The 13,889-nt window shown below is 48.2% G+C and carries 13 protein-coding genes; 5 read left to right on the forward strand and 8 right to left on the reverse strand.

Annotated features, from left to right (window positions below):
- Nucleotides 1-8 precede the first annotated feature (8 nt).
- From KQI32_RS05380 to KQI32_RS05415, 8 genes are all read right to left on the reverse strand, one after another.
- Nucleotides 9-734, reverse strand: a complete 726-nt coding sequence (locus KQI32_RS05380) for an ABC transporter permease (protein ID WP_177691913.1) — start codon at nucleotides 732-734, stop codon at nucleotides 9-11.
- Nucleotides 718-1,707 carry an ABC transporter ATP-binding protein gene (locus KQI32_RS05385; protein ID WP_177691912.1) on the reverse strand — a complete coding sequence of 330 codons (990 nt, stop codon included), beginning with the start codon at nucleotides 1,705-1,707 and terminating at the stop codon, nucleotides 718-720. The genes KQI32_RS05380 and KQI32_RS05385 overlap by 17 nt, the downstream gene beginning before the upstream one ends.
- Nucleotides 1,700-3,472, reverse strand: a complete 1,773-nt coding sequence (gene aspS, locus KQI32_RS05390) for an aspartate--tRNA ligase (protein WP_177691939.1) — start codon at nucleotides 3,470-3,472, stop codon at nucleotides 1,700-1,702. Before aspS ends, KQI32_RS05385 begins: the two co-directional genes overlap by 8 nt.
- A gap of 156 nt (nucleotides 3,473-3,628) precedes the next feature.
- Nucleotides 3,629-4,882: a histidine--tRNA ligase gene (hisS, locus tag KQI32_RS05395; protein WP_216424225.1), complete on the reverse strand. Its 1,254-nt coding sequence runs from the start codon at nucleotides 4,880-4,882 to the stop codon at nucleotides 3,629-3,631.
- Nucleotides 4,879-5,652, reverse strand: a complete 774-nt coding sequence (locus KQI32_RS05400; protein ID WP_216424226.1) for a fumarylacetoacetate hydrolase family protein — start codon at nucleotides 5,650-5,652, stop codon at nucleotides 4,879-4,881. Before KQI32_RS05400 ends, hisS begins: the two co-directional genes overlap by 4 nt.
- The gene (gene yihA, locus KQI32_RS05405; protein WP_216424227.1) at nucleotides 5,649-6,224 is read right to left on the reverse strand and encodes a ribosome biogenesis GTP-binding protein YihA/YsxC; all 576 of its coding nucleotides are present in this window, start codon (nucleotides 6,222-6,224) and stop codon (nucleotides 5,649-5,651) included. The genes KQI32_RS05400 and yihA overlap by 4 nt, the downstream gene beginning before the upstream one ends.
- Nucleotides 6,221-8,575 carry an endopeptidase La gene (gene lon, locus KQI32_RS05410; protein ID WP_216424228.1) on the reverse strand — a complete coding sequence of 785 codons (2,355 nt, stop codon included), beginning with the start codon at nucleotides 8,573-8,575 and terminating at the stop codon, nucleotides 6,221-6,223. The genes yihA and lon overlap by 4 nt, the downstream gene beginning before the upstream one ends.
- A gap of 237 nt (nucleotides 8,576-8,812) precedes the next feature.
- Nucleotides 8,813-9,154 (reverse strand): HEAT repeat domain-containing protein, encoded by a 342-nt coding sequence (locus KQI32_RS05415; RefSeq protein ID WP_216424229.1) that lies wholly within the window; start codon nucleotides 9,152-9,154, stop codon nucleotides 8,813-8,815.
- Between the two features lie 209 nt (nucleotides 9,155-9,363).
- Here KQI32_RS05415 and KQI32_RS05420 point away from each other — a divergent pair, with 209 nt between their 5' ends.
- The 5 genes from KQI32_RS05420 (at nucleotide 9,364) to KQI32_RS05440 (ending at nucleotide 13,799) form a co-directional block, all read left to right on the forward strand.
- Complete coding sequence (locus tag KQI32_RS05420; RefSeq protein WP_216424230.1) at nucleotides 9,364-10,731, forward strand: sodium:alanine symporter family protein; 1,368 nt, start codon at nucleotides 9,364-9,366, stop codon at nucleotides 10,729-10,731.
- A gap of 114 nt (nucleotides 10,732-10,845) precedes the next feature.
- Nucleotides 10,846-11,679 carry a sulfide/dihydroorotate dehydrogenase-like FAD/NAD-binding protein gene (locus KQI32_RS05425; RefSeq protein ID WP_216424231.1) on the forward strand — a complete coding sequence of 278 codons (834 nt, stop codon included), beginning with the start codon at nucleotides 10,846-10,848 and terminating at the stop codon, nucleotides 11,677-11,679.
- Nucleotides 11,679-13,079 carry an NADPH-dependent glutamate synthase gene (gene gltA, locus KQI32_RS05430; RefSeq protein ID WP_216424232.1) on the forward strand — a complete coding sequence of 467 codons (1,401 nt, stop codon included), beginning with the start codon at nucleotides 11,679-11,681 and terminating at the stop codon, nucleotides 13,077-13,079. The genes KQI32_RS05425 and gltA overlap by 1 nt, the downstream gene beginning before the upstream one ends.
- 154 nt (nucleotides 13,080-13,233) lie before the next feature.
- On the forward strand, nucleotides 13,234-13,404 hold the full coding sequence (locus KQI32_RS05435) for a CopG family transcriptional regulator (RefSeq protein WP_216424233.1): 171 nt from the start codon (nucleotides 13,234-13,236) through the stop codon (nucleotides 13,402-13,404).
- A gap of 182 nt (nucleotides 13,405-13,586) precedes the next feature.
- Nucleotides 13,587-13,799, forward strand: coding sequence for a CopG family transcriptional regulator (locus tag KQI32_RS05440; protein WP_253291078.1), 213 nt, complete (start codon nucleotides 13,587-13,589; stop codon nucleotides 13,797-13,799).
- The last annotated feature ends 90 nt before the right edge of the window (nucleotides 13,800-13,889 follow it).

Genomic DNA, 13,889 nt, shown 5'->3' on the forward strand with positions numbered 1-13,889 from the left:
CCTACCTCCTATGCCCAACGCCGTTTGTCGATCACCCGGATGGTCAGAAAAATGAATATTCCCATAAAGGACAGGTAATAAATCACATTCTGCGGGCTCAGCAATCCCATGGCAAACCCCTGGAAATTATACTGAATCGACAGGAAATCCGCAATGGTCGTCATAATCTTACTGCCGGAAAAAACAGCATACAGGATATCGGTATAAAAATATGTAAAAATCATCGCGCCATAAGAAAACAGTACAGAGGTCACCATGCTGTTGGTCAGAGAAGAGACCAGGAGTCCAATGGACACAAGAGAGCCGCCCAGCAGCAATGCCCCGATATAAACCAAAAGCACTTCCATGAAATTAACCGTTCCCGTCGCCGCCATAATCAGCACATAAAGCAATGTGAATGCAATCAGGATTGCATACACCGTAAAGGCAGAAAGAAATTTCGCAAACACAACGGAGGTGATACTGACCGGAGAAGTCAGCAGAAGCTGTTCCGTGCGCAGCATTTTCTCCTCGGTAAACAGGCGCATGGTGATAACGGGTACCAGCAAAAGCATAATGAAATTAATACCGATGAATCCTGAGCCCATAAACAGCGCCGCCGCTTCCGGCGAACCGGTCATCAGATTGTTGATGACAAAGCTTCCCAGCGAAAACAGCAAAAATACGCCGATGATACAATAAATCAAAGGGGACTGAAAATAGCTTTTCAGCTCTTTTTTATAGAGTGCCTTCATTTTGTTTTACCTCCCTTTTGACAGCTTTTTTTGCAGCGCCGGCAGAATCCTGCGTCAGCTTGATAAAGATATCCTCCAAAGACATATCGTTGGATTTCATCATATAAATGGGAAGGCCTTTCTGCGCCAAGACATTGAACAGAGGCCTGCGGAAATCAAAGCTCTGATCGCCGGTCACAACCACATCGATTGTTCCCGGTTCTTTGACACCAAGTTCTTTGGCCTGTTTCACACCTTCCACAGAGGAAACTGCGGAGAGGATCGAACCTCTGTCCCCGCAGATGCGGATGGTATATTCCATCTTTCCGGCTGTGGACTTAGACAGGTTCTCGGTGGTGTCCTCCGCAACAATTTTCCCCTTGTTGATGATGACAACCCGTTCACAGACGGCGCTCACCTCAGGAAGGATATGAGAGCTCAAAATAACCGTGCGCTGTTTTCCCAATTCCTTGATCACGTTTCGGATCTCAATGATCTGTTTCGGATCCAATCCCACAGTAGGTTCGTCCAGAATCAGGATTTCCGGATTGCCGATCAGCGCTTGCGCCAGCCCGACTCTTTGTTTATATCCCTTGGAAAGATTTCGGATCAGACGTCCCCTGACATCCGTGATCCGCACCATATCCATCACTTCTTTTAAATGCCGGTTCTTTTCCGCTGTTACCTTTTTCAGCTGATAGACAAAGTCCAGATACTCTGTAACCGTCATATCCAGATAGAGCGGAGGCTGCTCCGGCAGATACCCAATCTTTTTTTTCACTTCATCCGGATGTTCCACCACCTCAAGCCCATCCACCTTGATGCTTCCCTCGGTGTAGGAAAGAAATCCGGTGATCATGGACATGGTTGTCGTTTTACCTGCCCCGTTGGGGCCTAAGAAGCCTACAACCTCACCTTTTTCCACACGAAAGCTGATGTCATCCACTGCTTTGCGCTTTCCAAAGGTCTTTGTCAGGTTTGTGATTTCAATCATTCGCTCTTTCCTCCTTGATACATGCAATTTGGAGTTCTTCCAGCTGTTTTTCATCCACATAGCCCGGTGCGCCGGACATCAGCTCAGACGCATTCTGTACCTTCGGGAAGGCTGTCACATCCCGCAGACTGTCCGCACCACACATCAGCATGGCAAGACGGTCAAGACCAAATCCCATGCCGCCGTGAGGCGCCGCGCCGTATTTGTAAGCCTCCACTAGAAAGCCGAATTTCGTTTCAATTTCCTCGTCGCTGAGCCCCAAAGCCCGGAACATTTTCTGCTGCAGCTCCGCGTCCGTGATACGGATGGCACCGCTGGAAAGCTCAACGCCGTTGAGCACCAGGTCGAACGCTTTTGCAGCCACCTTGCCCGGATCAGAATCCAAGTATGGAATACATTCATCCATCGGCATAGTAAAAGGGTTGTGCATGGCTACCCAAGTATCGGAATCCTCGTCATACTCAAAGAAAGGAAACTCCGTAATCCATAAGAAATTGTAACCCTCCGGAATGATATCAAGCTGCTTTGCAATCTTCAGGCGAAGCGCCCCCAGAACCGGAAGGGTCACCTTGTTTTTGTCTGCTACAATTAGAACAACATCGCCTTTCTGTGCACCCGTACGGGAGAGGATCTTCTCCAGTTCCCCTTCCGCCATAAACTTGGCGAAAGAACATGCCGGCGTGTCTTCCACCCACCGCACAAAGGCCAGTCCCTTTGCGCCGATACCGCGAACATACTCGGTCAGCTTGTCGATTTCCTTTCGGGTCAGCACGCCTGCCGCATCCTTTGCCACGATGGCGCGGACGGAACCGCCCGCTTCTATCGCGGAGGAAAATACACCAAAGCCGCTGTCCTTCACCAGATCGGACAGATCGCAGAGCTCCATGCCGAAGCGGGTATCCGGCTTATCCGAACCATAACGCTCCATGGCCTCCCGGTAAGTCATTCTCGGAAGGGGAAGCGGAATGTCCACATTCAGCACTTCCTGGAACAGCCGTTTCACGAATCCCTCGTTCATGCTCAGTATATCATCCACGTCCACAAAGGACATTTCCAGGTCGATCTGGGTGAATTCCGGCTGCCGGTCCGCCCGCAAATCCTCATCCCGGAAGCAGCGTGCCAGCTGGATATACCGGTCGTAGCCTGCAATCATCAGCAACTGCTTATATATCTGGGGCGACTGGGGCAGCGCGTAAAAATTCCCCGGATGCACCCTGGAGGGAACCAGATAGTCCCGCGCCCCCTCCGGCGTGGATTTCATCAGCATAGGAGTTTCTATCTCAATAAAACCGTTTTCATAGTAGTAGTCTCTTGCCACCTTGGCAAGCTTTCCCCGCAGAATCAGATTGTCCTGCAGAACTTTTCTCCTCAAATCCAAATAGCGGTATTTCAGTCGAAGCTCCTCATTGACATTGGTATCGTCAGTGATCTCAAAGGGAGGTGTCTGTGCTTTTGCAAGAATGCGCAGATCGTCCACATAGATTTCAATATTGCCTGTTTTGATGGCAGAATTTTTGCTTTCCCGCTCTCGCACAACACCCTTTGCCATCAACACAAATTCACTGCGGCAGGAGGAAGCTTTTTTGAAAATTTCTCGATCGGTTCCGTCGTCGAAAGCCAGTTGAACAATTCCTTCCCGATCCCTTAGATCAATAAAAATCAGGTTCCCCAGATCGCGTATTTTCTGAACATAGCCGCCCACCGTCACGGTGGTTCCAATCCCTTCCACGTCACCGCAATAATGGGTACGTTTTAAGCCTTGCATGGTATCCATAATGTCATCAAGCCTTTCTGTCCGCTATAAAAAGTTTTATTGTGCCATATGCGGACATATACAGCACAGCGTTGAAGCGAGGCAGGATACAGATTCCCTTTCCCAGCGCTCGCAAAATTTCTTATTCTGTTTGTTTTTGAAGCGGTTTTATGAGAGAAATTTTTCTTTCAGTTCATCCAGGCAAACTTCCTGGCTCTCGCCTGTTTCCATCTGTTTGAGCTGTGCTTTGTTTGCGGCAATCTCATCGTCTCCCAGCACAAGGGTATATTCCGCCTTGATTTTGTTTGCATATTTCATCTGTGCCTTCACCGAGCGTTCCATATAGTCCTTTTCAGCGCGGATCCCTGCACAGCGCAATGTGTGGACCAATTTTGCTGCTTTTTTATCCGCTTCCTTTCCGATCGCCGCGATATACAGCTGCGGTTCCTTTGGTTCCGGCAAAGAGATTCCCGCGTTTTCCAGAACCATCAGAAGCCGTTCGATTCCCATAGCAAAGCCAATTCCGGGGCAGGGTTTTCCGCCCAGTTCTTCCACCAGGTAGTCATACCGTCCGCCGCCGCAGACCGTGCCCTGGGCGCCGATATCGTTGGAGACAAATTCAAACACCGTTCTGGAGTAATAGTCCAGTCCGCGGACGATGGATTTATCAAGCTGATAAGCGATTCCCATCTCGTCCAGATAGGAGGTCATTTCCTCAAAATGGGCTTTGCACTCGGGACAAACGCAATCGTAAATTCTGGGGGCATCCTTGAGAACCGACTGACATACCTCGCTCTTGCAGTCAAACACCCGCATCGGATTGCGCTCCAGCCGTTCCTGGCAGGTTTCGCACAAATCGTTTTTCCGGTCGGTTAAAAATGCTTTTAATTTATCATTGTAAGCCTTACGGCAGGAGGGACAGCCGATATTGTTCAAATTTAAGGTCAGGTTTTGAATCCCAAGCTTGTCGAAAATGTGCTTCACAAGCGAAATTACTTCCGCGTCCGCCGCCGGGGAAGCCGCACCGAACATCTCTACACCGAACTGCCGGAATTCCCGAAGCCTGCCTGCCTGGGGTTTTTCATAACGGTAACAGGAAATCATATAGTACAGCTTGGTGGGCTGGCTGTCCGCATAAAGCCCATGTTCCAGAAAACTGCGTACAACACCTGCTGTACCTTCCGGGCGAAGGGTTATGCTTCGTTCGCCCTTATCGTTGAAGGTATACATTTCCTTGGAAACCACGTCGCTGGTTTCCCCAACGCCCCGGACGTAAAGCTCGGTGTGCTCAAACACCGGAATCCGAATCTCTTTAAACTGAAAAGAATCACAGATATCTCGCAGCGTTTTTTCAACAAACTGCCATTTGGCTGAATCCTTCGGCAGAATATCAATCGTGCCCTTTGGCGCTTTTAAACTCATTTTACCATAACTCCGTTTCTTACTTTATTCCGCAAAATCATTTCATTGTTTAAGACGACTTCCACCCTGTCTCCCTGCATCATAGGGCCGATGCCGGAAGGTGTCCCCGTGGTAATCACATCCCCTGGATACAGTGTCATTGCTCTGGATACAAAGGAAACCAGCTCTTCTGCCGGAAATAAGAATTCCCGCGTGTTGGAATGCTGTTTTACCTCTCCGTTTAAAATGAGTTTGATATCCGTTTCATAAGGGTTGAGGGAATCGTCGATATAAGGCCCGAACGGTGCAAAGGTATCATACCCCTTGGCTCTTGTCCACTGTCCGTCCAAGGCCTGAATATGTCGCGCTGTCACGTCGTTTAAGCAGGTGTATCCCAGGATATATGCCTCTGCATCCTCCTTTCGGATATTCCGGCAGGTTTTTCGGATTACCAGGGCAAATTCCGCCTCATAATCGACCTGCCCCACATTCTCCGGGATTTCAATAAAGCCCTCTGGTTCCAGCACTGCGGAGGAGGGCTTTAGAAAGATAACCGGCTCCTGCGGCGTCTGAAACTCCATTTCCCGGATATGCTCTTTATAATTCAGCCCTACCGCCACAATCTTGGAGGGACAGGAAGGCGCCAGCAGGCGGATCTTGTCAAGGGGATAAGTATTTCCGCTATACTCCATTTCTCTGAAATAATCGCCCTTGCATTCCTGCACCGTATCCCCGTTTAAGATACCATATTTCTCCTGCCCATCGGGCGTATAAAATCTTACATATTTCATGGGAGCAATCCTTCTATCTTGTCTAAAATTTCGTCCCGACCGGTACCGTCTTTGGACGAAAAAACAAACACTTCCTTCAGATCCAACAATTCTTTGACGCGTGCCACAGACTCTTCTATTTGATACTTCTTCAGCTTGTCTGCTTTGGTCAGCACCACAAAGGGATCATAGCCGTTGGACAGAATATACTCAAACATTACCATATCGTCCTTGGTGGGCTTATGGCGGATATCCAGGAGCAAAATAACCGCTCCCAGATTTTCCCGCTGCCCCAGATAAGTCTCCATCATTTTTCCCCAGGACGCTTTTTCCGCCTGGGATACCTTTGCGTAGCCATATCCCGGCAAATCCACCAGACAGAACTGATGGTTTACCTCGTAGAAATTGATGGACACCGTCTTTCCCTGCTCCTTGGAGACACGGGCCAGACTCTTGCGGTTGCACATTTTATTGATAAAGGAGGATTTACCCACATTGGATCTCCCCACCATAGCGATCTCCATAAAGTCGTGGCTGGGATAGTCTTTTTTGTGATAAGCTGATTTGATAAATTCAGAGCTCTTGATAATCATTGCACCACATCTTTCTCCAGCGCATTTTCCAGAACCTCATCCATGGTTTTCACTGGGATAAAGTGAAATTCTTCCGGCAATTCCTTTTCGATCTCCAGCGTATCCTTTTGATTGTCATAAGGAATGATAATATTTTTGATATTATGCCGGTGCGCTGCCAGCGATTTTTCCTTCAGTCCGCCGATGGCAAGAACCCTCCCGCGGATGGTCACCTCGCCTGTCATGGCAATATCACTGCGGATGGGGCTTCCTGTCAAAGCGGACACCACCGCTGTTGCCATGGTAATGCCGGCGGAGGGCCCATCCTTGGGCGTTGCCCCTTCCGGCACGTGAATATGAATATCTTTTGTCTTGTAAAAATCCTTTTCAACACCAAGTTGTTCTGCTTTGGAACGAATATAGCAGACCGCCGCACTGGCGGATTCCTTCATGACATCCCCCAAGTGTCCGGTCAATTCTATCTTTCCGGTACCGTCCAGCACATTGACCTCGATATTTAGCAGGGTACCCCCGTATGAGGTATAGGCCAGACCGGTTGCCACCCCGGCCTCATGGTTTGCAATCTCAATCTGATCGATGTATTTTCTCGGCCCCATATATTTGGACAGATTCTTTCCATTGATGCGGACGTTTTCCTTTCCGTCCAGCTCCATATCACAGATGGCTTTACGGATCAGAGTTCCGATTTCCCGTTCCAAATTCCGAACACCGGATTCAATCGTATAATAGTTGATCAGTTCCCAGAGAGCAGATTTGTCTACTGAAATTTCCTGACGGCTCACCCCGTTCTCCTTCATCTGCTTGGGAAGCAGATGCTCCTTCGCAATATGCATCTTTTCATAGCAGGTATAGCTGGAAAGTTCAATCACTTCCATTCTATCCAGCAGTGCCGGTGGAATGGTGCTTGTCGTGTTGGCTGTTGTGATGAACATCACCTTTGACAGATCAAAGGGAATCTCCAGAAAATGATCCCGGAAACTGTGGTTCTGCTCTTTATCCAGCACTTCCAGCATAGCAGCTGCGGGATCCCCCCGAAAGTCGGAAGCCATTTTATCAATCTCATCCAGCAAAATCAAAGGGTTTGATGACTTTGCCTGCCGCACTGCGTTGATGATGCGCCCCGGCATGGCGCCGATATAGGTTCTCCTGTGACCTCGAATATCCGCCTCATCCCGTACTCCCCCCAGAGACAAACGCACGAAATTGCGGTTCACCGCCCGAGCAACCGAGCTGGCAATGGAGGTTTTCCCTACGCCGGGAGGTCCTACCAGACAGAGGACAACACTCTTAGCGTTCTCATTTTTCTTCCGCACAGCTAGATACTCTACAATACGATCTTTTACCTTTGACAATCCGTAATGATCCTTGTCAAGGATTTTCCGGCATTTCTTTAAATCAATGGTTTCCTTCGTAAAATCATTCCATGGAAGTTCAAAAACCGTGTCCAGATAGGTTCTTACCACGGTTGCTTCATGGGAGCCCGACGGCATCTTATACAGCCTGCCTATTTCTTTTTCAATCTTCTGCCCGTTCTCCTCGCTGACCTGAATATTCTTTAGCTTTTCCCGGTATTCATCCACCTCGGAAGCGATATCCTCCCGGTCTCCCAGTTCCGACTGAATGACCTTGAGCTGTTCCCGCAGGAAATATTCCTTCTGGTTCTGATCAATATTCTCCTTAACTTTTTTTTGTATCTGACGCTCAATATTTGTGATCTCAATTTCCCGAATCAAAATTTTAATCAGACGTTCCAGCCGTTCTTTTACCGTTTTTGTCTCCAGCAGCTGCTGTTTCACTTCATTCGGAACATTCAAATTCGCACAGATCACATAGGAGAGCTGTTCCATATCCTGATTCATCGCAGTGATGGAAAGCAGTGTATCCGGCGCAATATGATTGTTCAGCGCAAAATAGTCCTCAAACAGTTCCAGAACACGGCGCACCAATGCCTCATAATTCTTGGTAACCCGTTTCGGTTTTTCTGTTTCAATCCATTCCAGTTCACACCGGAAGTAAGGCTCCGTTGCCACAAAGCTGTTCAGACGCGCGGTTTGCAAACCTTCCACCAGCACACGGATGGTATTGTTCGGAAGCTTTAACAACTGCTTAACCTTTGCGATCGTTCCCACCTTATAAAAATCGTCGAACCCCGGCTTTTCCACATTGGCCGCAATCTGGGAAACCAAAAAAATGTTCTGATCCGTCACCATCGCCTCTTCGATCGCTTTGACGGATATCGCCCTGGAGGCATCCAAATGCAGTATCATATTCGGAAAAACCACCAGCCCCCTCAGGGGAAGGAGGGGCATATATATAAACTTTTTGTCTTCCTGCAATGTCTTTTTCGGCATTCTTTAAGCTCCTTCTCTTTTTCTATCCCCGGCGGACTTGATTTCATCCGCTTGTTCCCTACTTGTTGTAAATTACAAATATACTATTCTATTCTAATACACTTGTCCCGGTTTTTCAATAGGAAATATTCAGGATTTACAATTTGTTCATGTCGTTTTCCAGAAGCATAGAACGCAAAAAAGCTGCGGCAAAATCCAAGTTTTGCCGCAGCCCTTTCCATCCGTGTTCAGAAGGTCTTAATCGTCTTTTTGTCTCGCTGTTTTTATCGCCTTATGAATCGCCTGAACCAGTTCCGTTTTCTCCTCAGGCGTTCTTTCCATCAGCTGCTGCAGTTCCGCCACATGGTGCTCGGAACCAATTTTCCCCAGATTGTTCACAGCAACCAGCTGTATTTTCTCCTCCGGATCCCGGATGAGAATCCCCAGCACATTGCCCGAGACATCCGTCTTCACCTTTCCGCAGGCCTGTGCCAAGGCAAGCCGTGTATCGCTGTCGGCATAAAGGTATAATTTTTCGATTTTATCCCAATTTCCTTTCTCCAGATACTTTTGCATTTTTTCTTCTTTACTTCCAAACATGATAAACTTTCTTCCCTTCTTGGAAACGTTTTTACGTTTCTTTGTGTATTCTGATTGGAGACTATTTTAATCCTACTTTATGAACAAATATCATGAAATTGAAAAACAAATTGTAAATAAAGCCAAAATGCTTGTTTACAAATTAACAATCCCCTGTTAAAATGATATAGAAATAAAAAAGTTTTTCTTTTCAAAAAAGGAGAAAAGAGATGGGAACTCTACTGGAAATTGTCAAAAATATCAACAGCGTACTATGGAATAGTATCCTGCTGTTTGTCCTGCTGGGAACAGGCTTCTACTTTACCTTTAAACTGAGATTTATACAAGTGCGGAAATTAAAGGACAGCTTTCGCCTGACTTTTGGAAATATAAAATTAAAAGGTGGAAAAGCGGGAAAGGATGGTATGAGCTCTTTTCAATCGCTTGCCACAGCCATCGCATCCCAGGTGGGAACTGGCAATCTGGCAGGTGCGGCGACTGCTATCGCTTCCGGCGGACCTGGAGCCGTTTTCTGGATGTGGCTGAGCGCTTTCTTTGGAATGGCAACCAATTATGCAGAGGCAACGCTTGGCCAAAAATTTAAGACAAAAGATGAGGAAGGTCACGTTGTCGGCGGTCCGGTTTACTATATTACACAGGGGATCCAATCCAAATTTGGTAAGTTTCTCGCGGTGTGCTTTGCACTTTTTATCGCAGTCGGCTTGGGATTGTTCGGTAATATGGTACAGTCCAACTCCATCGGAGCAGTGTATGCAAACACCTTTCATATACCCCCGGCAGTTATCGGCGTTATTACTGCCATTATCGCTTTGATTGTCATCCTGGGAGGCGTCAAACGAGTTGCCTCTGTCACGGAAAAGATCGTGCCGGTGATGGCTGTCGTGTATCTGCTGTGCGCGCTTGTTATCATTTTTTCCAACATCATTCGGGTGCCGGATGCTTTCCGCCAAATTTTCGTCTGTGCCTTCCAGCCCCAGGCTATGATGAGCGGAGCGGCAGGCATCACCGTAAAGGAAGCGATGCGTTACGGATTTGCACGGGGATTGTTCTCCAATGAGGCGGGGATGGGTACAACGCCTCACGCCCACGCGCTGGCGAAAGTGGAGCACCCCGCGAAGCAGGGTACCATCGCCATGATGGGCGTCTTTTTTGACACCTTCGTTATCCTTACCATCACCTCCCTTGTGCTGATTCTCACAAACCCTTTTTCCTCCGGCGAAACAGGGATCGCTTTGACACAACTGGCGTTCCATCAGGTGTTCCCCCATCTGGGGAACCTTATCATCACCGTATGCCTGACCTTCTTCGCCTTTTCCACCATCATTGCATGGTATTTCTTTGCGGAGGTCAATGTGAGATATCTGTTTGGCAGGAAAGCGGTTGCCGTCTATGCCGTTACCGTGGCTGTATTCATTGTGATCGGCGCCACTCTGGACGGAGGTTTGGTGTGGGAGCTGTCGGATATGTTTAACGGTCTTATGGTAATCCCCAATGTCATCGGTTTGCTGGCTCTACGGAAGGTCGTTTCAGCCCTCAGCCGGGATTATGATGAAATAAATTCCGGAAATGGAAAGTAACAAAACAGTTACTCCTAGATATTAGCGGTTTTTCCTTTTCAATGGCAATGTTTTTTTCTTGCGTTTTATAGTTATCTGTAGTATAATAATTAACGTTTATGGAGGTGTCTTACAATGTATAAGATCATCAAAAAAGAAGTGCTCAACCCACAGATTACACTGATGGAAGTAGAAGCACCCTATGTTGCAAAAAAAGTTCAAGCAGGTCAATTCATTATTTTAAGAGTTGACGAGTTGGGAGAGCGAATTCCGCTGACGGTCGCTGACTACAATCGGGAAAAAGGCACGGTTACGATCATCTTCCAGGCCATCGGAAAATCCACAAAAATGCTGGCTCAGCTGAACGAAGGGGATTCGATTCACGATTTCGTCGGCCCTCTTGGCGTCGCCACTCATCTGGACGGCGTGAAAAAAGCAGCGGTGATCGGCGGCGGTCTTGGAACCGCGATCGCGTATCCCTCCGCAAAGGCACTGCATGAAAAGGGAGCCGAGGTGGATATCATCGCCGGATTCCGGAATAAAGATCTCATTATTTTAGAGAAGGAACTGGCACAGTCCTCCTCCAGAGTGTTCATCACCACCGACGATGGTTCCAACGGGAGAAAAGGCTTTGTCACAGACATGTTAAAACAATTGATTGAAGAAGGGAATCAATACGACCTTGTGATTGCCATCGGTCCGCTGATCATGATGAAATTTGTCTGTCAGCTGACCAAGCAGTACGGCATCAAAACGATTGTCAGTATGAACCCTGTTATGATAGACGGCACGGGAATGTGCGGCGGATGCCGTGTCACAGTAGGCGGTGAAACCAAGTTTGCCTGCGTGGACGGTCCCGACTTTGACGGACATCTGGTGGACTTCGACGAAGCGATGCGCCGTCAGCAGATGTATAAGGATGAAGAGCGGAAAGCTTGTGAAGACTGCAGATTGAGGAGGCATGAATAATGGCAAACATGGCGCCGAAAAAAGTAAAAATGCCGGAGCAGGAGCCAACCGTCCGGAACAAAAATTTCAAAGAGGTTGCCCTCGGCTATACCGCTGATATGGCCAAAGAAGAGGCGGAAAGATGCCTTCACTGCAAGCATATGCCCTGCGTGAAGGGATGTCCGGTCAACGTGCAGATCCCCGATTTCATCGGCCTGATCAAAGAAGGCGATTTCAAGGGAGCCTATGAAAAAATTTCGGAAACCAGCGCTCTGCCTGCAATCTGCGGAAGGGTTTGCCCTCAGGAAAGCCAGTGTGAAAAATACTGCGTCCGGGGCATCAAGGGCGAGCCGGTTGCTATCGGCAGGCTGGAACGCTTCGCGGCAGACTGGGCAATGGAGCATATAAAGGAGGGCGTAAAAAAACCGGAATCCAACGGCAAAAAGGTTGCCGTTGTGGGCGCCGGCCCCGCTTCCCTGACCTGTGCCGGAGACCTGGCGAAGCTTGGCTATGAGGTGACGGTTTTCGAGGCCTTCCACAAAGCGGGGGGCGTGCTTGTCTATGGAATTCCGGAATTCCGGCTTCCGAAAAAAGAGATTGTGCAGAAAGAGATTGATAAATTAAAGGAACTCGGCGTGAAGATCGAGCTCAATGTCGTGGTGGGAAAATCCATCAATATCGACGAGCTGCTGGGAGAAGAGGGCTATTCCGCCGTATTCATCGGATCCGGCGCGGGCCTTCCCAAGTTTATGCACCTGCCGGGAGAAAACTTAAACGGCGTTTACTCCGCCAACGAATTCCTGACTCGTATCAATCTGATGAACGCATACCGCTGGCCGGACGCGGACACGCCGGTCAAAATCGGAAAAAACGTCGCCATTGTAGGAGGCGGAAACGTGGCAATGGACGCCGCCAGATGTGCAAAGCGTCTGGGTGCGGAGAACGTGTATATCGTTTACCGCCGTTCCGAGGAGGAGATGCCGGCGCGTCTGGAAGAAATTCATCACGCCAAAGAAGAGGAAATCATCTTCAAAATGCTGACCAATCCGGTGGAGATTGTGGGCAGTGAGGACGGATGGGTTACCGGCTTGAAATGCGTTGAGATGGAGCTGGGCGAACCGGATGAATCCGGCCGCCGCCGTCCGGTTGAGAAAAAAGGCTCTGACTTCGTGTTGGACATGGACACCGTGGTGATCGCCATCGGGCAGTCCCCCAACCCGCTGATCAAAAACACCACCGAAGGTCTGGCTACCCAGCCCTGGGGCGGAATTATTGTAGATGAAGAAACCGGCGCGACCAACATCGAGGGCGTGTATGCCGGCGGCGACGCTGTCACCGGAGCCGCTACCGTCATCCTGGCGATGGGCGCCGGCAAGACAGCTGCAAAAGCCATCGACGAGTATATCAAAAGCAAAAAATAAAACGAAACGCTTCGTTTCAATACAAGGAATCGTCATGAAATCTTTCGATCTTCATGACGATTTTTTGCTTTTATAAAAATTCAAAATTTCTATTGACTTTTTGGGGTTCAATTAGTATAATTAATTTGTGGAGTTCAGAAAGTGAGGTGTTACCGTGAGTCCACGTACCGGCAGACCAAAAGCAGACAATCCCAAAAAATATGACATCAAGGTTCGTTATGACGAAGAAACACATAAAGCACTCTTAGATTACTGTAAAAAGCATAACATCACACGGGTTGAAGCATTCAGAAGAGGATTACAACTGCTGTTCGGTCAAAAATAAAAGGAAGCAGCGCTCCCCTCAGAAAGGCACGCTACTTCCCCCAACACACAGCCGTCTCGCAAGACAGCGATGCAAAAATATTGTACCATTTGTATCCGCATTTTGCAAGGGGCTGTGATGAAATAACCGAAAGGATTGATGGAAGCTAAAAATAGAAGTTGACTTTTATGGGTAGGTATGTTATGATATTAGTGACCCATAAAAGTGAGGTGAAACCATTGGGCAAAAAAAAGATGGGGCGACCTACAGACAATCCCAAAGACATTTCGCTGAAAGTGCTCTTGGATAATGACACGGCGCAAAAACTTGAAGAATGTTCTCAAGTTTTAAAGGTATCAAAAGCAGAAATTATGCGGCGGGGTGTCCATGAGATACATAAAAGGTTGCCAAATTAAAAAGGAAGCAGTGTCCCCTAAGCAAAAAGCACACTACTTCCCCCAACACACAGCCGTCTTACAAGACAGCGATGCAAAAATATTGTATCA

This window comes from Acetivibrio sp. MSJd-27 (assembly GCF_018918095.1).
Taxonomy (GTDB): domain Bacteria; phylum Bacillota; class Clostridia; order UMGS1840; family HGM11507; genus HGM11507.